The 22,587-nt window shown below is 71.4% G+C and carries 18 protein-coding genes; 10 read left to right on the top strand and 8 right to left on the bottom strand.

Going from position 1 to position 22,587, the window contains the following annotated elements; genetic code table 11:
• Positions 1-5 precede the first annotated feature (5 nt).
• Positions 6-413, bottom strand: coding sequence for a gluconate 2-dehydrogenase subunit 3 family protein (locus AB0J87_RS32415; protein WP_363971222.1), 408 nt, complete (start codon positions 411-413; stop codon positions 6-8).
• Entirely contained in the window at positions 410-1,495 is a 1,086-nt protein-coding gene (locus AB0J87_RS32410; RefSeq protein ID WP_363971220.1) for a Gfo/Idh/MocA family oxidoreductase, read from the bottom strand. Before AB0J87_RS32410 ends, AB0J87_RS32415 begins: the two co-directional genes overlap by 4 nt.
• Positions 1,496-1,630: 135 nt before the next feature.
• On the opposite strand from AB0J87_RS32410, the gene AB0J87_RS32405 reads away from it, so the two are divergent.
• A complete protein-coding gene (locus AB0J87_RS32405; RefSeq protein WP_363971218.1) occupies positions 1,631-2,263 on the top strand; it encodes a response regulator in 633 nt (210 codons plus the stop codon).
• Between the two features lie 14 nt (positions 2,264-2,277).
• On the opposite strand, the gene AB0J87_RS32400 is transcribed toward AB0J87_RS32405, so the two are convergent.
• Positions 2,278-2,766 (bottom strand): flavin reductase, encoded by a 489-nt coding sequence (locus tag AB0J87_RS32400; protein WP_350727492.1) that lies wholly within the window; start codon positions 2,764-2,766, stop codon positions 2,278-2,280.
• A gap of 95 nt (positions 2,767-2,861) precedes the next feature.
• A complete protein-coding gene (locus AB0J87_RS32395; protein ID WP_363971216.1) occupies positions 2,862-4,331 on the bottom strand; it encodes an ATP-binding protein in 1,470 nt (489 codons plus the stop codon).
• Between the two features lie 136 nt (positions 4,332-4,467).
• On the opposite strand from AB0J87_RS32395, the gene AB0J87_RS32390 reads away from it, so the two are divergent.
• Positions 4,468-5,598: an acyl-CoA dehydrogenase family protein gene (locus AB0J87_RS32390; protein WP_363971214.1), complete on the top strand. Its 1,131-nt coding sequence runs from the start codon at positions 4,468-4,470 to the stop codon at positions 5,596-5,598.
• Here the strand turns inward: AB0J87_RS32390 and AB0J87_RS32385 are convergent, their stop codons facing one another.
• Together AB0J87_RS32385 and AB0J87_RS32380 are read right to left on the bottom strand one after the other, a co-directional pair.
• Entirely contained in the window at positions 5,599-6,852 is a 1,254-nt protein-coding gene (locus AB0J87_RS32385) for an amidohydrolase (protein WP_363971212.1), read from the bottom strand. It lies immediately after the preceding gene.
• 48 nt (positions 6,853-6,900) lie between these two features.
• On the bottom strand, positions 6,901-7,995 hold the full coding sequence (locus AB0J87_RS32380) for an Lrp/AsnC family transcriptional regulator (RefSeq protein ID WP_363971209.1): 1,095 nt from the start codon (positions 7,993-7,995) through the stop codon (positions 6,901-6,903).
• 290 nt (positions 7,996-8,285) lie between these two features.
• On the opposite strand from AB0J87_RS32380, the gene AB0J87_RS32375 reads away from it, so the two are divergent.
• The 5 genes from AB0J87_RS32375 to AB0J87_RS32355 all read left to right on the top strand — a co-directional run bounded on the left by AB0J87_RS32375 (position 8,286) and on the right by AB0J87_RS32355 (position 14,546).
• The gene (locus AB0J87_RS32375; protein ID WP_363971207.1) at positions 8,286-9,791 is read left to right on the top strand and encodes an ABC transporter substrate-binding protein; all 1,506 of its coding nucleotides are present in this window, start codon (positions 8,286-8,288) and stop codon (positions 9,789-9,791) included.
• Between the two features lie 95 nt (positions 9,792-9,886).
• Entirely contained in the window at positions 9,887-10,834 is a 948-nt protein-coding gene (locus tag AB0J87_RS32370; RefSeq protein WP_363971205.1) for an ABC transporter permease, read from the top strand.
• Complete coding sequence (locus AB0J87_RS32365) at positions 10,821-12,503, top strand: dipeptide/oligopeptide/nickel ABC transporter permease/ATP-binding protein (protein ID WP_363971203.1); 1,683 nt, start codon at positions 10,821-10,823, stop codon at positions 12,501-12,503. The genes AB0J87_RS32370 and AB0J87_RS32365 overlap by 14 nt, the downstream gene beginning before the upstream one ends.
• Positions 12,496-13,302, top strand: coding sequence for an ABC transporter ATP-binding protein (locus AB0J87_RS32360; protein WP_363971202.1), 807 nt, complete (start codon positions 12,496-12,498; stop codon positions 13,300-13,302). The genes AB0J87_RS32365 and AB0J87_RS32360 overlap by 8 nt, the downstream gene beginning before the upstream one ends.
• Entirely contained in the window at positions 13,299-14,546 is a 1,248-nt protein-coding gene (locus AB0J87_RS32355) for an amidohydrolase family protein (RefSeq protein ID WP_363971200.1), read from the top strand. Before AB0J87_RS32360 ends, AB0J87_RS32355 begins: the two co-directional genes overlap by 4 nt.
• 14 nt (positions 14,547-14,560) lie before the next feature.
• On the opposite strand, the gene AB0J87_RS32350 is transcribed toward AB0J87_RS32355, so the two are convergent.
• Entirely contained in the window at positions 14,561-14,866 is a 306-nt protein-coding gene (locus AB0J87_RS32350) for a hypothetical protein (protein WP_363971198.1), read from the bottom strand.
• Positions 14,867-14,965: 99 nt separating this feature from the next.
• On the opposite strand from AB0J87_RS32350, the gene AB0J87_RS32345 reads away from it, so the two are divergent.
• From AB0J87_RS32345 to AB0J87_RS32335, 3 genes are read left to right on the top strand one after another with little or no spacing between them, the layout of a single operon-like run.
• Positions 14,966-15,349, top strand: coding sequence for a YbaB/EbfC family nucleoid-associated protein (locus AB0J87_RS32345; protein WP_363971197.1), 384 nt, complete (start codon positions 14,966-14,968; stop codon positions 15,347-15,349).
• Positions 15,349-21,267, top strand: a complete 5,919-nt coding sequence (locus tag AB0J87_RS32340) for an NUDIX domain-containing protein (protein ID WP_363971195.1) — start codon at positions 15,349-15,351, stop codon at positions 21,265-21,267. Before AB0J87_RS32345 ends, AB0J87_RS32340 begins: the two co-directional genes overlap by 1 nt.
• 31 nt (positions 21,268-21,298) lie before the next feature.
• Positions 21,299-21,814: a hypothetical protein gene (locus AB0J87_RS32335; protein WP_363971193.1), complete on the top strand. Its 516-nt coding sequence runs from the start codon at positions 21,299-21,301 to the stop codon at positions 21,812-21,814.
• A gap of 10 nt (positions 21,815-21,824) precedes the next feature.
• Here AB0J87_RS32335 and AB0J87_RS32330 read toward each other — a convergent pair whose 3' ends face one another.
• The gene (locus AB0J87_RS32330; protein ID WP_363971191.1) at positions 21,825-22,538 is read right to left on the bottom strand and encodes a PAS domain-containing protein; all 714 of its coding nucleotides are present in this window, start codon (positions 22,536-22,538) and stop codon (positions 21,825-21,827) included.
• Between the last annotated feature and the right edge of the window lie 49 nt (positions 22,539-22,587).

The raw sequence follows: 22,587 nt of genomic DNA, 5'->3' as shown, positions 1-22,587 counted from the left end.
CCGCATCAGTCCCGTACCTCGAATCCGATCATCCGCCAGGAGGCGGCGTCGCGATTGCCGCCGTTGCCCGGGTCGCCGTAGAAGCCCTCCATGACGTGCCCGACCACCGTCTCCACGAACGCCGCCGCGTCGAACGGCCACGGCACGCGGGTGTCGCCCGCCTCCAGCGCCCGCAGCAGCTCCTCGCGCCGCCCGGGCGGGAGCTCGGGGAAGCCGGCGCCGTGCCGCTCGCGCGCCTCTGCCTCGACGGCGTCGAGCCCCGCCTCGTAGTAGGCGCGCAGACCGGCCAGGTCACGGCCGAACTGCCCGGCGAGATAGTCCAGGACCCCCGCCTCGGTGCCGCTCGGATGATCGTCGGCGGGGACGATCGTGTCGACCACCGCGCCCAGCGTCGCGGCCTGCCCCGGGGTCACTCCGCGAAGCGGGGGGCCGGGCGCTCGCACGTGCTCTCCAGGCGGACGACCTGGCCGGGCCCGTCGATCGCGGAAAGGGCCTCGAGCACGTGGAAGGCGAACGTGGCGTTCGCGCGGTGGGGGCCGCCCTCGATCGCGTCGGCCAGATCCCGGACGCCGAGCCCGCGGCGGGCCTGCTCCTTGGTGCCGACCGCGCCGAACAGGCCGACGACGGGCGGCAGGACCGACCAGTCCGCGTCCCCGTGCCGCCGCACCCGTACGTCGCCGTCGAAGTGGTTGGGGTTGGGCAAGGTGAGGGTCCCTTCGGTGCCGTAGACCTCGATGGCGGGCAGGTCGCTGTCCCAGACGTCGAAGCTCATCAGCGTGGTGCCGATGACCCCGGAATCGAAGACGAGGACGGCGGAGGCATGGGTCGCCACCTCGACGTCGATCCGGTCCACGACGCGGTCCGGCGCGGTCACCGCGCGCACCGGCGCCCCGACGCGAGCGGCCCCCGCCACGGACCTGACCGGGCCGAGCAGGTTCACCAGTATGGCCAGATAGTACGGCCCCATGTCCAGGACGGGCCCGCCCCCGCGCTGGAAGAGGAACCGCGGGTCCGGATGCCAGGTCTCGGCCTTGCTGTGCCGGATGAACGCCGACACGCCGATGGGCTCCCCGATCAGCCCGTCGTCGAGCGCCTTGCGCGCGGTCTGGGAGGCGCTGCCCAGGAACGTGTCCGGCGCGGAGCCCAGCACGCGGCCGCTCGTCCCGGCCGCCGCCAGCACCTCCCGCGCTTCGGCGACGGTCGCGGCGAGCGGCTTCTCGACATAGACGTGCTTGCCGGACTCCAGGGCCCGGATGACGGTGCTCGCGTGGTGGGCCGGCGGGGTCAGGTTCACCAGGATGTCGATCGAGTCGTCGGCGTAGAGCTCGTCGCCGTCCCCCCAGGCGGGGATGCCGTGCTCTTCCGCGGCCCGCTTGGCCCTGTCGACGTCGATGTCGCCGACGCGGACGATCTCCAGCTCCGGGTAGCGGGCCATGCCGGTGACGTAGCGGCCGAAGATGTTGCCGGTGCCGAGGATGCCGATGCGGTGGTGCACGTGTTTTCCGTCCTTCTGGTTGCGTAGGGGACCGATGGAAGTCAATGTCCGGCCCGGCCCGCTCACCAAGCTCGCCAGTCCGCTGGCCGAACCGGGGGGATTGCCCCGATCCGGCGGGCTGCGCATAGTACGGGGATGAGCGGTACCGAATCGGCCGTGGCCGGCCCGGTGGTGCACATCGTCGACGACGACCACGACCTGAGGCGCTCGCTCGTCTTCCTCTTCGAGAGCGTCGGGGTCCAGGCGCTCACCTATCCCGACGCCGCGACGTTCCTGGCCGAGTACGACGCCGCCGAGCCCGCCGTGCTGATCGTGGACGTGCGGATGCCCGGCCTGAGCGGGTTCGAGCTGCAGGAGCGGCTGCTCGGGCTCGGCTATCCCGCCCCGATCATCTTCTGCTCCGCCCATGGTGACATCGCGATGTCGGTACGGGCCCTTCGGCAGGGCGCGGTCAACTTCCTGGAGAAGCCGTACAAGCCGCAGCAGATGCTCGACGTCGTCCAGGAACAGCTGCGGGAGGCCGAGCGACGCTTCCGCGAGCACGCCGACCGGCGGGCCGTCGGCGAGCGGGTCGAGTCGCTCACCACGCGGGAGCGCGAGGTGCTCAGGCTGGTCGTGGACGGCCTGCCCAGCCAGCTCATCGCCCGCCGGCTCGGCACCAGCGTCAAGACCGTCGACGTGCACCGGGCCCGGATCAAGGCCAAGACCGGCGCGGACAGCCTGGGCGCGCTGGTCCGCGACGTCCTCCAGTGCCGGATCGAGCTCTGACGAGCCCGGCGGCGTCAGGCGGTGAGGCTGTGGAAGCGCCGCTGGAAGTAGACCAGGGCGCCGCTGTCCAGGCGTGAGGTGACCGCGTCGATCTCGACGAAGGCCACCGTGTGCGAGCCCTGCCGGCGCCTGGTGACGATCCGCCCGACGACCGAGGCCAGCGCGTCGCGCAGCACCGGCACGCCGTAGGTGCCGAAGTCCCAGGAGCCCGCGCCGAACCGTTCGGAGGTCGGCACGTTCGTCGCACCGGCGAAGTGCATCGCCAGCTCCTCCTGGTCGGTGCCGAGCACGTTGACGCAGACGCGCCCGTTGGCCATGACGATGTCGTGCGAGCTGCTGGAGCGGTTGACGCAGATCAGCATGGTCGGCGGGGAGTCGGTGACCGAGCACGCCGCGCTCACGGTCACCCCGGCCCGGCCGTGACGGCCATCGGTGGTGACGACGTTGACGGCGGCGGACAGGTTCGCCATCGCGGCACGGAAACGGCGCTGCGCCTCGGTCACGGCTGCCTCCTGAAAGTGATCGGCTGCCTCCGAAGCTAGGCCGCGACCGCCGGCATCGAAATCGAGACTTTATCCGCGCCGACTGAGGATTTCCCCTACGCGCCGGCAGGCTGCTCGGGCTCGGCGAGCGGTAGCGTGAACCCGAACCGCGACCCGCCCTCCGCCCTTTTCTCGGCCCGGATCGTGCCGTGCTGGCGGGTGATGATCCGGTGGCTGAGCGCCAGGCCGATCCCGCTGCCGTGCTCCTTGGATGTGAACGACTCCGCGAACGGGTCGCGCGGCAGCCCCCGGCCCCGGTCGTCGACGGTGAAGGTGCCGTCGGGGGCGGTGGCCACGTCGATCCGCTTCGGAGCCGCAGGCGACTGCCCCATCTCGTCGACGGCGTTGAAGCAGAGGTTGAGCACCACCTGGCCGGTCAGCACCCGTTCGCAGCGCACCAGGACCGGCTCGGGGGCGAGCCGGACCCGGACCTCGACCCCGAGCGGCGCCGCCCGCAGCCGCACGAAGTAGAGGCACTCCTCGACGACGTCGTTGAGGTCGGCCACCTGCTCCACCTGCTCCAGATGGCCGACGAAGGCACGCACCGAGCTCACGATCGCCGCGGCGCGTTCGATCTGGCTGACCGCGCTGGCGACGCCCTGGGCCAGCCCGCCGGCCTCCGGCAGCCGGGCGGCCCGGGTGTGCACGCCGGCCAGGAAGTTGGCGGCGGCGGCCAGCGGCTGCCCGAGCTCGTGGGCGATCGCCATCGCCATGTCGCCCATCGCGTTGTAGCGGGCCAGGTAGTTCTCCCGGTGCAGCTCCCTGGCCCGGCGGACCTGGTCCTGGACCCGGTCGGAGACGTCGTGCAGGATCATCAGCAGCGCGGTGGCGTCCTCCTCCCGCAGCCGCTCCAGCGAGCCCTCCAGCCACACGCGGCCCGCCTCCAGCTGGACGGGGGTGACCGGAGTGGCGCGGGCGAGGACGTCGGCCCAGCTCGCGTCGCGGCCGTCGAGCCGCAGCCGGGCGAACGCCGTCAAGGGCCGCATCGGCCCGTCCACCGGAGCGCCGATCGCGGTGAGCGCGGTGTCGGTCGCGAACCTGATCGTGCCGGTCTCGTCCAGCATCAGGGCGAGGGTGGAGGTGTAGTGGGCCAGCGCGTCCACGTACGACGTGGTGAGCCGCAGCTCGCGCTCCACCCGCTGCTCCCGCTCGATGTCGCGGAACTGCACCATCACCGCCGGCCCCTGCGCGAGCTCGACCCGCACCGCGAGCGCGTCCGTCGGGATCACCCGGCCGGACCTGGAGCGGTAGTGCCACTCGATCCGGCTGGCGCCCTTCTCGACGGCGTCCTGCAGCCAGGCCCGGCCGATCACCCGGTCGTACTGCTGCGCCGAGCTGCTCATGTGATCGGCCTTGAGCGGCCGGATCTCGCTCAGGCCGAACTCCAGCAGCTCGCAGGCGGCCGGGTTGGCCCACAGGATGTTCTTGGTCGCCGCGTCGTGGATGAGGACGCACATCCGGGAGGCGTTCATCATCGCGACGAAGTCCGCGGCGACGAGCTCGGGAGCCCGCGGATCTACTCGCACCGACACAGGGTAGGTCACCCGGTGTGGGGGCCGGGGATGAAGATATCCCCTACGTCAAGGTGAGGAAATGACGACTGACGGGCGCAAGCGTTCTTCCTAACCTCGGAGCACACCGTCAGACCCATGAGGAGCAAGGATGGCGCAGGACGATCCCGCCGCGTTCGACGCGATGCTGGCCGAGCTGGCCGAGCGTCGCCAGGAGTTCCGCGAGCAGCGCTACGTCCCCGGAGACTTCGTCGAGCGGCTCAAGCGGCTCGGCCTGTACCGTTGCGCGACGCCGGAGCGGTTCGGCGGCGAGACGATGGCGCCCGCCGAGTTCCTGAAGAAGATCGAGCGGATCTCGGCCGTCGACGGCTCCACCGGCTGGGTCGCGAGCTTCGGCTCCCAGCTGGTCTACCTGGGCTCGCTGCCGCTGGAGACCCAGGCCAAGCTGTACGCCGGCGGCCCCGACGTCGTCTTCGCCGGGGCGCTGTTCCCGATCCAGCAGGCCACCCCGACGGAGCGCGGCTTCCTCGTCAACGGCCGGTGGAAGTTCGCCAGCGGCTGCATGGCCGCCGACATCATCTGCGTCGGCATCCCCGGCGACGACCTGACCTCGGGCAAGCCGCGCGGAGCGCTGGTACGTCCGGAACGCCTGGAGATCGTGCGGGACTGGGACGTCGTCGGCATGCGCGGCACCGGCTCCTTCGACCTGATCGCCGAGGACGTCGAGGTCGACCGGGAGTGGACCTTCATCCGCGGCGGGGAGCCGGTGGTCGACGAGCCGCTCTATCGCTACCCCGCGATCACGTACGTCGCCCAGTCGCTCTCCGTGGTCTCCGCCGGCGTCGCCAGGGCCGCCCTCGACTTCGCCGAGGGGGTCGGCAGCGGCCGGGGCAGCATCACCGGCGCACCCAGGCTCGCCGACCGCGCCTACTACCGCGCCGGCATCGCCGAGGCCGAGGCCACGCTGCGCTCCGCCCGCGCCTACTTCTACGAGGCCGCCGACGAGGCCTGGGAGACGCTCGTCGCCGGCAGCCTGGTCAGCGACGAGCAGAACGCGCACCTGCGGCTGTCCGCCGCGCACCTCGCCCGGACCGCGTCGGAGGTGGTCCACAAGGTCGTCTCGCTGTCCGGCACCGCCGCGATCTACCAGGACCACCCGCTGCCCGCCCTGCTGGGCGACGCGCTGGTGCCGCAGGAGCACGCCTTCCTCAGCCCGGCGATGTACGACGCCGCGGGCGCCGTACTCATGGGCCTGCCGCCCACCGTCCCCGCCTTCCGGTGATCAGCCCTGGCGGATCAGCGATTCGAGGAGGTCGATCCCGAGCGGGATCGACTCCTCCGCCACGTCGAAGCCCGCGCTGTGGTGCGGGCCCGGGCTGCCGCCTCCGATCATCAGGTACGCGCCCTTGCCGTCGCGCCGCTGGACGTGCCGGATGAGCAGGTTGGCGTCGTCGCTGCCGGCGAACGCCTGGGTCCTGATCACCTCCACGACGCCGGGGTGCGCTCCGGCCACGTCCACGATGCGGTCGACCAGGTCGTCGTCGGGTGCCACGGTGGCGGAGCGGCCCGTCACGACCAGCGCCGCCTCGACGTCCTGCGTGCGGGCGGCGCCGTCCACGATGGACCGGATCCGGTCGACCAGCTCGTCCACGACCTCGTCATCGGTGGCGCGTGCCTCGCAGGTCATCACCGCCGAGGCCGGGACGATGTTCACGCCGTCACCGGCGACGAGCGTGCCGACGTTGAGCCTGGTGTCCGCGGACCCGTAGCGGGGGAGCGCCATGATCGCCAGTGTGGCCATGGCGGCGGCGAGCAGCGCGTTGCGCCCCGACTCGGGCGAGCCGGCGGCATGGGAGGCCCGGCCCGTGAAGTCGACCTTCAGCTTGCGGGTGGCCATGCCGCCGGTGAAGCTGCCCACGACGTGGCCGACGCCCAGCTCGCCCGCCATGTGCACGGCGAGCATGATGTCGATGTCGTCGGCCACCCCGGCGTCGATCATCGTCTGCGCTCCGCGTACCCCCTCCTCGGCGGGCTGGAACAGCACCCTCAGCGAGCCCGCGAAGTCGCGGTCGGCGAGGCGGTGCAGCAGGCCCACGCCGATGGTGGCGTTCGCGTCGTGGCCGCAGGCGTGCATCGCGCCGTTCGCCGCCGCGAAGCCGTTCGCGGCCGGGAAATGGGCCGGATCGGCGGACTCCCGGATCGGCAGCGCGTCGATGTCGGCGCGCAGACCCCATCGCGGCCCCGGCCGGACGCCGTCCAGGTCGACGACGAGCGCCGTGCCGTTCTCCTGGAAGTACCGGGCCTTCTCCGGCGGGATGCCGGAATCGACGGCGCGGGCCGCCCATTCGGCGAGCGTGCGCGGCGACGGGTAGTTCACGACGGGGGAGAGGTCGTGGGCGTCCTTGCCGGTCAGGACGGTCACCGGCAGGTCTTCGACGGCCCGCGCTATCCGGGCCGCCGTCCCGATCTCCACGAATGCCGGTTCCGGATTGCGGTGCAGTTCTCGCCGGAATGCCCTGAGCTCCTCGATGTCCACACGACCTCTTTCTCTGCGCACTGATCAACGGCCGGGCGGTCGTTTCGCTCAGGCTAGGAAAGGCGCCGCGAATGGGCGTCGATCGGCGTTGATCCCGCATGAAACATCGGATTTTCGAGCCGGGCCCGCACGAAGCTGGTCGTCGAACACCGGCTGGCCGCCGACGGGCACGTAACGCAGGCGCCGGCTGTCGAGATCGAGAATGTAGCCCGTGCGCTTGGCGATCCTCGGCACGATCCATCTGTCCTTGACCAGCAGCTTCGGGAACATCGACGACAGCCTGCCCTCGATCTCGTCCAGCTCCTGCAGGTTGCGCAGCCACAGGAAGACCGCGAGGTTGGCCTCACCGGTCACCGAGGCGCACATCCGCACGTGGCAGAGCAGCCGCAGCGAGGAGATGAGGCGTTCCAGATCGGGGTGTTTGACGTCGAGCCACAGCACCGCCGCCGCCGACCAGCCCAGGAGGGTGTGCGCGAGGTCCACGCGCCATCGGACCCAGTTCGCCGCGAGCAGCGCGTCGATGTCCCGGGAGATGACGGAGATCGAGCGGCCCAGCTCCCGCTGCATGTCGGCGGCGGTGCGGCGGACGTCCGTGCTGAGCGCCGCGATGACGTCGAGGTGGGCGGGCTTGCGGTGCTCGGGCGGCTCGGACGGCCGCAGCAGGTGCAACGCGCGGGCCTGCTCGTCGGAGAGCGCGTTGAGCCGCCAGCCCGACCCTTCCAGGAAGATCCTGCGCAGGTAGTGGGTACGGGTGCCGACGATGCCGGGGACGCCGGCGATGTGCTCGTCGATGTAGCGGTCCATGGAGAGCAGGGTGCGCATCGAGATCATGACATAGAGGTCGCGGGCGCCCGACGTGCAGTGCACGCTGATGATGGGTCCCTGCCGGCTGAGCTCGGCGATCACGTCGCCGCGCCGGCCGGGCGCGCATCGGATCTCGACCAGGGCCGAGATCTCCTGCTGGCCGGTGCGCGGCTCGCACTCGAAGCAGCTCGTCCACACCTGCCGCTGCTGGGTGAGGGCCGACCAGCGGCGCGAGATCGTCGAAGGGTCCACCCGGAGGATCCTCCCGAGTTGGACCCACGGGACCCGGGGATGGATCTGGAGCGCGTTGATGATCTGAAAGTCCAGCCCGTCGACCATGCGCCTCATCCTGCACGGACACGCCTCATCCGCCCACGAGGATGTATCGCCTGCCGGACCGCCGCGTAAGATCGGCTCACAGAGACACGGTCACGTGCAGGAAGCCGTAACGCGAGGGAAACCTCCGGCGAAGCCCGCGGGAAGGATCGTGCGCCCGGGCCGCGATATCGCTCAATTCCGTGCGCTCTGCGTCCCGGAAGACCTGGATTCGGCAGGCGACACCTAGGCTCGGCGCCATTCATTCTCGCGAGTGCGCTGGAGGATCAGTGTTTCGCAATTCCATTCTCGCGATGGCGCTCGTGGCGGGCCTGGCCGGATGCGGTGTCGCCGAAGGGGCGACCGACACCATCAACATGTCGCTGAACACCGATCCGGCGACCTTCGACCCGGCGCTGGCCAAGGGCGGCGACGATTTCGGCATGGCCCGGCTGCTGTTCGACACGCTGGTGCGCAAGGACTCGGGCAACTCCCTCGTCGGCGGCATCGCGTCCGCCTGGCAGGCGGAGGACGCCGCGCATTACACGTTCACCATCCGCGGCGGTCTGACCTGCTCGGACGGCAAGCCGATCACTCCGTCGGTGGTGGCCGCCTCGCTGACGCGGTTCGCGGCCAAGGAGACGGGCTCCTCGGGCCGCACGCTGGCGCTGGGATCGGGCACCGCGACGTTCACCGCCGACGAGAAGGCGAACACGGTGAAGGCCGCCCTGTCCGTCCCGTGGTCCGACTTCCTCACCGGGCTGACGCTGCCGCAGGCCGGGATCGTGTGCCCGGCGGGCCTGAGCGACCTCAAGGGACTCGCCGCCGGGAAGGCCGCCGGGGCGTTCTCCGGTCCGTACACGCTGACCTCGTCCCAGGCGGCGGTGTCCTACCAGTTGACGCTGCGCGACGGCTACGCGGGCTGGCCGGCGTTCGCCAAGCCCCTGGAAGGCGTGCCCGCCAAGCAGCTGAACCTCACGCCGATCACCGACTACGCGACCATCGCCACCCAGCTGCTGGCCGGCAGCCTGGACGTCGGCGTGGTCTCCGACGAGAACGTGGCCCGGTTCGACGGCAACACCCGGTTCTCCACGTCGAGCGCCTCCAACACCACGACGTACCTGCTGTTCAACGAGCGTCCGGGAACGGCCTTCGCCGACCGGCCCGAGCTGCGCGCCGCGGTGGCCCAGGCCGTCGATCCGCAGGCGTTCAGCGACATCATCAGCGGCAAGCGGGGCAGCACGATCCTGTCCGTCGGCTCGGCCAAGCTCCCCTGCGTGAACACCGACCGCTCGCTGCTGACCCCGCAGGACTCCGGCGCCGCCGCCAAGACCCTGGCCGGGGTACGCGTCCGCATCGTCGGCACGACCCTGCTGCAGGGCGGCAACGACTACATCGGCGAGGCGCTGCGCAACGCCGGCGCGAACGTCACCGTCAGCTCCCTCGACAACGCCAACTGGGCCACGGTGACCACGGCCGGCGGCTCGGACTGGGACATCAACGTCCAGGGCGACAACAACCAGCTGGGCACTCTCACCTCCTCCCTGCTCCGGGTGATGGGCCCGGTGACCGAGAAGGGCGGCCGCAACAAGACGGGATCGGTCAACGAGAAGGGGTACGGCTTCGTCACCCAGGCCATGAGCGTGACCGACAGCGGCGGACAGTGCGCCGCCCTCCAGTCCGCGCAGAAGTCGTTCCTCCAGCGGGTCGACGCGATCCCGCTGTCGACCCTGCCCACCACCACCGTCGTCTCCAGCGGATTCGCCATCCGGACCTTCGACGACTACCTCGACCCCGCCACCCTGCGCATCCTCAAGTAGCCGACATGACCTCTCTTTCCACGCCTGGTCCGAGTCTTTCCACGTCTGGTCCGAGTGCCCGGTCGCGGGGTTCCTCCGCCTGGCTCGGTTTCGCCGTGCGGCGGCTCACCAGCCTTGTCGTGATCTTCGTCGCGCTGCTGGTCGTGTCGTTCCTCATCGTCCAGCTCATTCCCGGTGACCCGGCGGTCGGCGTCGCCGGGGCCAACGCCGATCTCGCCGACGTCCAGCGCGTCCGGACCGAGCTGGGGCTCGACCGGCCGATCTGGGAACGGTTCCTCGTCTACGCGGGCGGCGTCTTCTCCGGGGACCTCGGCACGTCGTTCATGTACCGGCAGCCGGTGGAGACGATCATCATGAACCGTCTCCCCTTCACCGCCACCATCGCGGTGACAGGAATCGCCGTCGTCCTGCTGGTCGCCGTCCCGCTCGGCATGGTCATAGGCGTCCTCACGCGCGGCGGCCGGCGCAGGTGGCTGGACGCCGCCTTCGGGGTGGTCACCGGTTTCCTCGACTCGATCCCCGGCTACATCATGGCGTCGTTCCTGGTCGTGATGTTCGCCCTCGGCATCGGGCTGGTGCCGCTCTTCCCGCCGGCCTACGCGCCCCGCTTCGGGGCGGCGTCGTTCGTGCTTCCGGTCGCGGCGATCGTGATCGGCCCGATCTGCACCATCTCCCGGGTCGTCCGCCGCGAGACGGCGGTCGTGCTCGACACCGACTACATGCGGACGGCCCGCGGCTGGCGGCTGCCCGCCTTCCGGCGCCACGTCCGATGGGCGCTGCCGAACCTGCTCACCACCACGCTCACCCTGAGCGGGCTGATCCTGACCGGCATGATCGGCGGCGCGATCATCATCGAGTCGGTGTTCGCGCTGCCCGGCCTGGGCAGCGGCATCATCAAGGCCATCCTCGACCGCGACTATCCGGTCATCCAGGGCATGGTGCTGGTGATCGGCATGATCGCGGCACTCGTCAACCTCCTCGTCGACGTCCTGCTCGGGCTGATCGACCAGCGGACCCTCGGGGGGTCGCATGTCTCCGCGTAACCGGCCGCGCCGCCGCAACCCCGGGCTCGTGCTCGGCCTGGCCCTGCTGGGCGGCATCGTGCTGATCGCCGTGCCGGCCCCGATCCTGTTCACGGAGCGGGCGGCCGTGCTGGGCCCGCGGTTCGCCGCGCCCTCGTCCGGGCACTGGCTCGGCACCGACGCGGCCGGCCACGACGTCCTGCTGCGCAGCCTGGTCGCCACCCGCCTCACCCTGCTGATGACCGTGGGCGCGACGGCCATGTCGGTCGTCTTCGGCGTCGTCCTGGGCACCGGCGTCTGGCTCGTGCGGCCCCGCGTCAGGGAGGTCTGCCTGCGCGTCATCGACGCGATGGTGGCCTTCCCCGGGCTCCTGCTCGCGCTCGTCGTGGCGGCCGTGCTCGGGGCGGGCGGCTCCTCGGCGGTGATCGCCATCGGCCTGTCCGGCATCCCCTACTTCGCGCGCCTCACCGCGAACCTCGCCGCGAAGGTCTCGCAGCAGGAGTACGTGTCGACCGCGCGCCTCCTGGGTGTGAGCCGCGCCCGGATCGCGATCAGGCACATGCTGCCGAACATGGCCGAGCCGCTGCTCGTGCTGACGGCCTCGACGTTCGCGGCCACGCTCACGGCCATCTCCGCGCTGTCGTTCGTGGGCCTCGGCGTCCAGTCGCCCTCCTACGACTGGGGCAAGCTCCTGAACGAGGCCCTGCCCTCGCTCCTGGCCGACCGGCCCTTCCAGATGGTCGGCCCGGCCTGCCTCATCGTCCTGACCGGACTGGGGGCGGTCCTGATCGGCGACGGCCTCGCGGCGGCGGCGAACCCGCGGGGGCACACGGCGCCGGGCCGGCGCGAGACACCTCCGGCCGCGCGGGAGGCGACGAGCGACCAGCTCGCCGACGTCCGCGACCTGTGGATCCACGCCGGCGACACGCCGCTGGTCAAGGGCATCTCCTTCGGCATCGGGCGGGGCGAGATCGTCGGCATCGTGGGGGAGAGCGGATCGGGCAAGACCCTCACCGCGATGTCGCTCGCGCGGCTGCTGCCGGACGGCCTGACCTCGACGGCGAGCCGCATGGCGGTCGGCGACCTGGACCTGCGCCGGCCCGTCCCGCCGGCCCTCATGGCGGAGGCCGTCAGCCTGATCTACCAGGACCCGGGCTCGACGTTCAACCCCGCGCTGCGCATGGGCACCCAGCTCACGGAGGTGCTGCGTACCCACAAGCGCCTCGGCGGGCGAGAGGCCGCGCAGCACATCCTCGACGCGCTCCGGGTGGTCCACCTGACCAGGCCCGAGCAGCGCATGAAGCAGCATCCGCACGAGCTCTCGGGAGGCATGCGGCAGCGGGCCATGATCGCCGCCGCGCTGGCCGTCGAGCCGCGCCTGATCATCGCGGACGAGCCGACCACGGCCCTGGACGTCACCGTCCAGGCGGAGATCCTGCGCGAGCTCAAGCGCGTCAACCGCGAGTTCGGCGCCTCGATCATGTTCATCTCGCACGACATCGGGGTGGTCCGCGCGCTGTGCGACCGCGTCCTCGTGATGTACCGCGGCGAGATCGTCGAGGAGGTCGCCGCCGGGGAGCTCACCGTGGAGACCGCCCGCCACCCGTACACGAGGGCCCTGCTGGAGGCCACCCCCGACATCGACGCGTCGTGGACCCCGCCGCGCACGAAGGAGCACTCGCATGGATGAGGAGACGGCCGTCGAGGTACGCGACCTCGAGGTGGGCTACGGGTGGGGCAAGAACGCGACGCGCGTCCTGCACGGCATCACCCTGGACGTCGCCCGGGGCCGTACGGTCGGCATCGTCGGCGAGTCGGGATCGGGGAAGTCGACGCTGGCCAAGGCGCTGGTCGGGCTCGTCCGGCCGACCGCGGGGAGCGTCAGGATCGGCGGCGTCCCCATCTCCTCCGCGCGGGGCGCCGGCCGCCGGGCGCTGCGGCGCAAGGTCCAGATGATCCCGCAGGACCCGTACTCGTCGCTCGACCCCAGGCGCACGATCGGCGAGGCGCTCGCCGAGGCCGTGGACCCGCGCCGGGCGGACGTGCGGCGGCACCGGGACGAGATCGTCCAGTGGCTCGAGGCCGTCAGGATGCCGGCCGACACCATCGACCGCTACCCCCACGAGTGCTCCGGCGGGCAACGGCAGCGGATCGCGATCGCACGAGGTCTGATGATCGGGCCCGAGGTGGTGATCGCCGACGAGATCACCTCCGCGCTCGACGTCTCGGTCCAGGCGGAGATCCTCCACCTGCTCGCCAAGCTGCGCCGCGAACTCAACCTGACCATGCTCTTCATCTCGCACAACCTCGCCGTCGTCCGGCACGTGAGCGACGAGGTCGTGGTGCTCTACCACGGCGACGTCGTCGAGCACGCCCCGGCCGCGGACCTCTACCGGAGTCCGCGGCACGAGTACACCCGCACCCTGCTCGACTCCGTACCGGGCGCCCCAGGCTTCGACATCGAACCCCGTCAGAAGGACTCCGCTTGACCACCCATCGAAAGCTCCGCCTCCACAACGTCAGGATCATCAACGGCACCGGCGCGCCGCCCGTCGAGGACGGCGTCCTCGACGTGACCCCGGACGGCGCCATCGCGTTCGCCGGCCCGGCGGCCGAGGCCCCGGAGGTCCACGGCGCCGACGTACGCGATCTGCGCGGCAGGACGCTCCTGCCCGGATTCGTCGACTGCCACATGCATATGGGCTTCTCCCTGGGGAACGGCCCCTTCCACGCCCTCCAGAACGACCCCGCCCTGACCGTCCTCGAGTCCGCCGCGCGGCTCCGGGCGACCCTCGAGGCCGGCGTCACCAGCGCGCGCGACCTCGGCGGGCTGTCCTCGGGCTTCCGCGAGGCGATCGAGCGCGGGCTGATCCCGGGCCCGCGGCTGAAGCTCGCGGTGAGCCCGATCAGCCACACCGCCGGGCACGGGGACATGCACCTGTACGGCGGGACGATCGCGCCCACCGTGCCCGAGCTGATCGAGATCGCCGACACCGTCGACGAGGTCCGCAAGGCGACGCGCCGGGTGTTGCGCCAGGGAGCCGACCTCATCAAGATCTGCACGACCGGCGGCATGGGGAGCAGGCACGACCACCCCGACGACGAGGGCCTGCGCCTGGAGGAGGTGCGGGCCATCGCCGACGAGCTCGACCGGCACGGCGGCAAGCCCATCGCCGCGCACGCGCAGGGACGCAAGGGGATCCTGACCGCCCTCCGGGGCGGGGTGACCAGCGTCGAGCACGGGTACGGCATCGACGACGAGGGACTCGACCTCCTGGAGGAGCGCGGCGCCTTCCTCGTCCCGACGCTGTCGACCGTGTTCGCGATCAACAAGGAGACGATGCAGCCGTACCACTACGCCAAGAAGGTGAAGTGGTCCGAGATCACCAAGAGGAACATCGGCCACGCGATCGCGCGCGGAGCCAGGATCGCGCTGGGCACGGACGCCGGCGTCTGCCCGCACGGGCAGAACCTGCGCGAGCTCGGGCATCTCGTCGAGCTCGGCATGTCCCCGATGGCCGCCATCGTCGCCGGGACCCGGACCGCCGCCGAACTGCTCGGCATCTCCGGCGAGGTGGGCACGCTGGAGGCGGGCAAGCTCGCCGACCTCGTGGTCACCGACGCCGACCCGTTGCGGGACATCCACGCGCTGGCCGACCCGGGGCACATCGAGATCGTCATGAAGGCGGGCGCCATCGTCAAGGACCTCGACCCGGTACGCACTGACACGTAGGCAGTCCGGCCGACTCAGGTGCGCAGGGTGCTGGCGTCCTCGCCGGCCTTGTACGTCTTCGACGCGAGGTGCAGCCGGTTCTCCTGCTCCCTGAGCGCGCTCGCGAGCAGGTCGAGCCCTCTGCCGATGCTCTCCATCCGTTGCCCGCGCGCCTGCCAGTACGCGCGGCCGTAGTCGTCGTCGCCGACGGCGGTGTGTGCCGCGCTCGACGCCGCCTCGAACCGGGTGCGGGCACCGGACACGTCACCGGCCATGCCGTCCGCCGCGCTCGCCAGCCGGTGGAGGTGGGTCTTGCTGTAGACGACGCCGTCGAACTCCACGGTTCGGGAGCCTAGCTGGCATGTGCAGACATGAGTGGAAGAATCGGGAAAGAATGGTGCTTCTGAGGTTTTTGGTGCTCGTGAGGGACGGAGGTGACGATGGACGAACCGTGGCGGCTGTTGGAACAACTCGTCCAGGAGGTCAACCAGCAGACCGAACAGCTCAAGAAGATGCAGGAGAGGGTTCGGGAGCTGTCGGCGACGGCGAAGTCCAAGGACGGCATGGTGACCGTGACCGTTGGTCCCCGCGGTGAGGTGCGCACGATCGAGTTCGATCCCCGGGTCTACCGCAAGCTGTCCCCGTCGGAGCTGTCCGCCTCCGTCGTCGAGCAGATCGGGCGGGCGACCAGGCAGGTCTCCACCGAGATGAAGGAACTGATGGAGCCCTTCGGCGTGCCGGATCTCCCGTTCGAGGACCTGTTCGGCGAGGGAACGAACTTCGAGTCGTTCCTGCCGTACCCCGGTACGCCCGAGCCGCGGTGATGGGACTCGACCTCAGTCTGGTGCCCGAGATCGTGCGGCCGCTGGCGCTGCCGCTGACGGGCGGGGCGCTTCCGGAGACCGACGTCGACGGGGTCATCGCCGAGGCGCAGGTGCTGGAGAACCTGGCGGACCTGCTGGCCACGATCAAGTCGGACGACGCCGCCGCGGTCGTGCGGTCGCTGCGGGATCACCAATGGCAGGGCGCCGCCAAGGAAACGTTCGAGCAGGTCTTCAAGGTGCTCGGCGGACAGCCGGACGCGGACGGCCCCCCTTCGGACGAGACGCTGATCGACCTCATGGAGAAGGCGCTCCGGGAGGAGGCGGCATCCCTGCGCGAGCACGGCGTGCGGATGCAGCACACCGAGTGGATGATCTACGCCTCGCTCGCGCTGCTCGGCGCGATGATCGTCAAGCTGCTGGTGTGGATCTACGTCAACGGCCCGGCCGTTCTCCGGCTGATCCAGCACAACACGTTGATGACCCAGGTGAACATCCAGACGCTGAAGCGGCTGATCCTGGTCAACATGCTGAAGTTCGCCGGGATCATGGGCGGCCTGGACTTCGGCGTGCAGGTGGCGCAGCAGATCTGGGGGGACCGTGAGGCGGGGGACTTCGACCTCGCGTCGCTGGCGATGTCGGTGGGCAGCGGCGCGCTGACCGGTGCCCTGTTCGCCGGCGCGAACGCGGCCCTGTCCCGTCTGCTGAGCCGGCGGATGGTGTACGTCGCCTCCGAGGCCGAACTGGCGGTACGCGACAAGATCGCGGCCATCGCGCAGAGCATGTACGGCCAGGCCCTGCTGGGCGGAGTGGCGGGCACCGCCGGAGCCGTCCCGGGGCTGGCGATCAGCGGGCAACTCGACGGCGAGCACCTGGCGTACACCTTCATCTCCGGTGTCGCGGGCGGCCTCGACATCCCCGCTTCGGCACGGGTGAGCCACTTCCCGATGCGGGCGGTCGCGGAACTCGGCGACACTCCGTCCGCCACGGCCCCGCATGCCGACCCGCCGCCGTCATCCGGCGGCCAACCCCCGCCCTCACCCTCGCCTGCGCTCCCGTCCCCGCCCCGACTCGTACCGCACGACGCCGCCCGGCCGCCCCTAGCGCACGACGCCGCCTCGGCGCCCGTAGCGCACGACGCCGCACCGCGGCTCGCAGGGCACGACACCACCGCACTGGCGCAGCACCACCCTCGGCCCGACCAGCACGCCGACGTCGCCACCCTGATCAACCGCCAGCCGTCCGAACCGGGGACCAACCTCCCCCAGCCGCACCAGGGCCAGGTGATCGTCGGCGAGGTCACCCGGCGCCACGACGTGCTCCTGCACAGCCCAGCCGAGCCGGGCGGCACCCTCGCACGACCCCAGCAGAACCTCCCCGCCGCCCGGCCCCCGATCGGCGACACCACCCCTGCCGTCCCGCGGGCCGAGCCCGCGACTCCGGGCAGCCTCCCTCACACGTCACTGCTCCCGGCCACGGTCCCGGCGATCATCACCCCGACCCCCGACAGCCCCGGCGCCGGCGAACAGGACAACCACCACCAGACCCAGGACAGCCCACCTGCCGAAACCGCGCCGGCCGTCCAGGAGCGGCACACGGACGACTCCGCGCCCGTGCTGCGCGACGGCGGTGACGGCGACGACGGCGGCGATCCGCCGGCGACGGATCAGCGGGCGCCGACGATCCCGGAGACGCCCCAGCACGCGCACACGGACCTCCAGGGCGGCCAGACCGTCGTGCCCAGGTCCGGCCCGCTGCCCGAGAACCCGCGCCGGATCGAGCCGGTGTCGCGGCAGGTGGCGGAGCTGCTCAGCCGGGACGGCGCCTACGACCCGATCAGCGGCCCCGCCTGGGAGGCCGCCCACACCGCCACGGTGGAGCGGCTCGCGGACACGATGCGGTCCTCGACGAAGGACATGCTCGGCGTGGGCCGCAAACGAAGTCTGCAGGCGGCCGTCGGCGACCCCGCCAGCGACCTCGTCCAGAGCCAGGTCCGCGTCATGGGAAAGACCATCAGGACCTGGCAGGCGGTCGAACGGAGCGAGCTCCCGGCCTTCGTGGAAGGCGCCCGCAAATACGCGGAAGGCGAACGCCAGATCATCCAGCAACTGCCGTTCGACTCGCCCGAAGCGCACCGGACGGCGCGACGGCTGGCCGTCGAGGAGCTGCTGCGTACGTGGGGATACGGCGCGAGCGAGATGCTGCCGGAGCGGCTGGCCATGCACATGGCCGCGCGCGACGAGTTCGGCCTGACCGGGGTCCTCGACCTGTCGGCGTACGGCGACCTCAACCGCGCCAGGACGGCCGCGAAGATCCACGCCCGCTCCGGGGACATGCTGCGCGACTTCCTGCGGCAGCAGTACGCGCAGACGCAGCGCGAGCTCGAAAGCCGCGGCATCGAGGAGCTGGTGCTCTACCGGGGGATCACGCTCGACCAGCATCCGGTCCCCGTCCTGGCGGAGGCCGCGAACGGCGACGTCGTGCCGGCCCCGCCGGCGCTGCCGCTGCAGTCGTGGAGCGCCATGCCCGGGGTCGCCAAGCGGTACACCGGCCTGGGGGAGGGGGCGGTCATGGCGGGGGTCTTCCCGGCCTCCCAGGTGCTGTCCACCCCGTGGACGGGGATGGGCCAGCTGCCTCTCAACGAGTTCGTCGTGCTGGCCACGCCCGGCGAGGTCACCGTGCTGCGGCCCCCGCACGTCGCCGAGACGCCCGCCACTTATTCCGACATTCCACCCGGCTGGCAGGTCTCGAAGCCCAGCGACGGATGGACGCAGTGCGCACAGGGCCACCGGCACTGGGGCACGGAAGGCGGGGCCGGTCTGCTGCTCTTCCACCGCGCTCCCGGCGGCGAGGTCCACGTCCTCATGCAGCTGCGTTCCATGGAGACGCAGCACGGAGGGACCATGGGGCTGCCCGGCGGCGCCCTCCACCGCGGCGAGGACCCGGTCGACGGCGGCTTCCGCGAAGCCGGCGAGGAGAACCGGCTGGACCCGAGCGAGGTGAAGGTGCGCGGGGTCCACCACGACGACCACGGCGGCTGGGCGTACGACACCGTCATCGGCGAGATGTCCCACCAGGCCGACGTCTGGCCCGCCTCCCGGGAGTCGCTCGACAACGTGTGGGTGCCGCTGGAGGAGGTGCCGGCCCTCAACCTGCACCCCGACCTCGCCCGGGCCTGGCCCGACGTACGCACGGAACTCGACCGCGTCCTGGCGGCTCCCGACACCGGCCCCCGGCCACCGCATCCGGCGAACACGCACGAGATGCCCGGTCTCCCCGACACCGACGGATTCTCGCCGATCGCCGATCCGCGGCCGCGGAACTTCGCGGAAGCCGCGGCGACCGTCCACCGCTGGTCGCCCGGCAACGACCGCCCGCACCAGAACGGCGCGCACCAGAACGGCGCGCACCAGAACGGCGCGCACCAGAACGGCGCGCACCAGAACGGCGCGCACCAGAACGGCCCGCACCAGGGCGGCCCGCCGAACCGGATCGAACACCTGCTGAGCAACTCCCCGGCCGCGGCGGACGACGTCCTCCTGGCGGAGGGTCGGCGCCTGGTGGAAGAGCTGCCCGTCATCGACGGGAGCGACACGACGGCAAGAGCACTGGCTTCGATGAGCCGGACCCTCAACTGGCCGAACCCGCGCAGGGCCCTCCACGACCTGGCGTCCGAACTCGGCGTGAACCTCGATCTCGACGCCTTGGTGGAGGTCTACGAGAACGCCCGGCGGTTCGGCATGAACCCGGACGGAGCGACCGGCCGTACGGACCTGGTCGACGCTCTCAGAACGGCCATGGCGGCGGACTCCTACCGCTGGACGGGGCAGCACTACCAAGCCCGGTTCTCCCTCCCCGAGGCGACCCCCGCGCAGGCACGCACGATCGGGCTCATGGTCGAGATGATGGGCGAGCCCGTCACCTCCGCCAAGGTCCGCACCTTCGTCAAACCCGTGCTCGACCGCCACGGCATCGGCGACGTCAGGGAGTTGCTCCCGGTCGTCCGGGCCGCCCACGAGAAGGGCTACCTCCCGGCCGGGACGACCGGGGAGGCGGAGTTCCGCGCGGCCATGGACCGGTTCTGGCAGGACGACCCGTACCTGTGGAACGGGGTGCTGCTCGCCGACAGATACTCCTTGCCCGAGCTGCGCGACCCGACCGCGCGTTTGTCCGCGCGCCTGGAGGAGATCGTCGCGCACTCCGGCCGCGACGCCGTCCCGCCGCTGGAGGGCCTGGCCGGCGACCTCGGGCTGGGCCGCTCCGCCGAGCAGCTCGTCCGCCTGGCCGCGGACGCGCAGGCGGACGGCGCCGACCTGGCGCGGGCGGCCGACCGCGCGGATCTCGTCGGCCGCCTCGCCGCCTACCGGGCGCGCGACCCGTACCTTTGGGACGGGTTGCGGATCGCGGCCGAGCGCGGTCTCACGCAGCTGAGCAACGACGAGGCGCGCGCCCTCTCCCGCCTCGCCGAGATCACCGCCTCCGAGTCGCCGTCCCGGATGTGGGTGTTCGATCCGCTGCGCCGCTTGGCGGGGGACACGGGTCACCACCATTCCGTCGAGCAGTTGGTGCGGCATGCCGCCGTGGCACTACCGCATGGCGTCGACCCCTTCGGGCCGCTCGACAGGCAGCAGGTGCTCGACGTCTTGTCTACGCACGTCGTACGGCCGGACCCGCAGCAGGTCCCGCCGGGCCTGCACGACCTGTCGCCCGCGGCCGTCCGGGACGCCCGGCAGGCCGCGGCGCACGCGCACGCGCAGGCGAAGGAGGCCTTCCGCCAGTCCTCCATGCGCCGCACCGTGTCGCGCCTGGTCGGCCAGGACCCGCTGGTGGTGGCCAAGCAGGAAATGGTGGCCTCGCTGGAGTCCCGCACCCGGGCGTGGCAGCGCTGGCCGGATCGCCCCGAGGTCTCTTTCACGGGGGATTTCGCGGCGTACCGGCACGCTTATGATCAGGCGGTGCAACGCGCGGTCAGGGGAGAGGCGGTGATCCCCTACATGCGGGAGAACGCCACCGCGTCCCTGGCGGCCCGGGACGGCGGGCGCGGTTTCGGGGTGGAGATCGAGTTCGAGCTGCCGAAGCACAACGCCCGCCAGGCCCTGCAGGCCATCGCCCGTGCCCTGCAGAAGGCCGGCCTGACCGGCGATGCCAAGGTGGACAACTACCACACCATGCGGGACGAGGGTTACCGGTCGGGCAAGAACGGCGGGCGCGGCCTCTGGAGGCTGGAGCAGGACGGCACGGTCGACGGCGAGCTGATCTCACCCATCCTGTACGACGAGCCGGCGACGTGGGAGAACCTCCTCGTCGCCACCGAGATCATCCGCGCGCACGGCGGCACGGCCGGCGCCTCTACCGGCGGGCACGTCCACGTGAGCACGCACGACTTCGACCACATCGTGGAGAACTACACCAGCTTGCTGAATCACGGGGGCCTGCACACCGACACCCTGTTCAGGCTCGGGCACAATCCGGAGCGGGAAAGCCACCGGGGCGTGGCGCAATGCCAGCCCAACCGGCTCCCCACGGAGGGCTACCGGTCGATAGCCCCGGTGCGCAATCTCAACGGCCGCAAGTCCGCGGTGAACATGGAGAGCATGAAGGGGACCGCGAAAGACCACGTCGAGTGGCGGCTGTGGGACGGTTCGCTCGACCCCGCCGTGATCCAGTCCCGTGTGAAGGTGTCGCTCGCGGAGGTCGAGGCGGCCTTCCGCACCGCGACGCTGGGTCAGTTGCCCAACCTGGGCCGGCTCGACCAGTTGGGCGCCCACGCCGAGCTCCTCAAGCAGGAGCCCGGGCTGGACCTCACCGAGGGAGGAAGCCTCTCCTTCCGGCTCCTGATGGACGAGCTGTTCTGGCGGGCCGCCGACAAGGAGCAGGTCACCGCCCTGTTCGCCGCCACTCGCTGGGCGCCCGCGGCATGAACGACCTCACCACGGAACGGGAGGCCGGCCGGTGGCCGTGATCATCCGCAACTCCTCGGCGGCGGAGCCGCCTCCGCCCGCCCCGGTCAACGGCGACGGCCGGCCGTACCGCTACGAAATGATCCACGCGGACGGGACCTACCGCGGCTACGCCGACGACGCCGCCGAGCTGACCGGGATGCTCATCCCCGGCTACGCCTCGCTCGCCACCGACGGCGAGCGGGCCGCGGCGCGGGTCGGCCTCGCGATGGACGTGCAGGTCAGGGTGCAGGCCCAGCTCGCGGCCGGGCCGCAGCTCGACGCCTGCGACGAGGCCGAGCGCGCCGTCCTGCTCGGCGGCCGGCACGAGCCACCGGCCCCCTCCCGGTGGGAGGCGCCGGTGCCCCTGGTGCTGGTCTCGGCCTTCTACGAGCCCGCCGGGTCGCTGCCGCGGCCGTCGGGGCCGGCGGAGCTCCAGGTCTGGCTCGACCCGGCCGACGACTGGACCCTGCTGACCAGCCTGCACACGGCCGGCGTGATCGTCGTGGGAGCGCGGGACGACACCTGAGGCCGGACGTTCAGTCGACGGTCTCGGCCTGGAGCTCGTTGAGGTAGTTGTAGATCGTGAAGCGGCTGACGTTGAGCCGCTGGGCCGCCTGGTCCACCGCGCCGCGCAGGGTGAAGAAGCCGCGTTTGTTGAGGTCCTCGACCACCGCGACCTTGTGCGACTTCTTCATCAGGTCGACCGGCACCCCGGCCCCGTTGATCGCGTTGTCGAGGATCCCCTCGCCGAGGCTCTCCAGCGACACCGGGAAGGTCTCCGCCGGCCTGCCGGGAGGGGCGTCGAGCATCGGGCCCGCCCCGGGTGCGAGGGCGGTCATCGCATGGAGGATCTCCTCGGCCCGCTTCAGGTCGCCGATGTCGGTGTTGACGCACAGGCACACCACCGACTTGCCGGACGGGGCGTGGAAGAAGATGCTCGACGAGCGCATCACCAGCCCGTCGGCGGTCTCCGACCGGTAGCCGATCAGGTGCTCGGTCCAGCCCGCCTTGAACGTGCGCAGCCCCAGGTCGGTGGGCGGACCGCCGATGTCCCTGCCGGTCAGCGTGCCGCCGATGGCGGCGATCGTGTTGGGCATCGTGGTCAGGTTGTGCAGCACCGCCTCGGTCTTGGGGCCCATGGCCTGGGCGAGCGCCGGGATGACCGGGCCCAGCAGTTCGACCACCAGGGCGGCGTGGGCCCGCTCGTTCGTGGTGAACGTCGGCTCGCCGTCCGCGGACGTGGCTGTCATTGGCCGTACCCCTGTCTCGTGTCTCGCAGGATCGATCTCAACAGTATGT

Source organism: Nonomuraea sp. NPDC049625, from assembly GCF_040675285.1.
Classification (GTDB): domain Bacteria; phylum Actinomycetota; class Actinomycetes; order Streptosporangiales; family Streptosporangiaceae; genus Nonomuraea; species Nonomuraea angiospora_A.
Note: the sequence above shows the minus strand (reverse complement) of the source record. Positions and strands in the feature narration are given on the sequence as shown.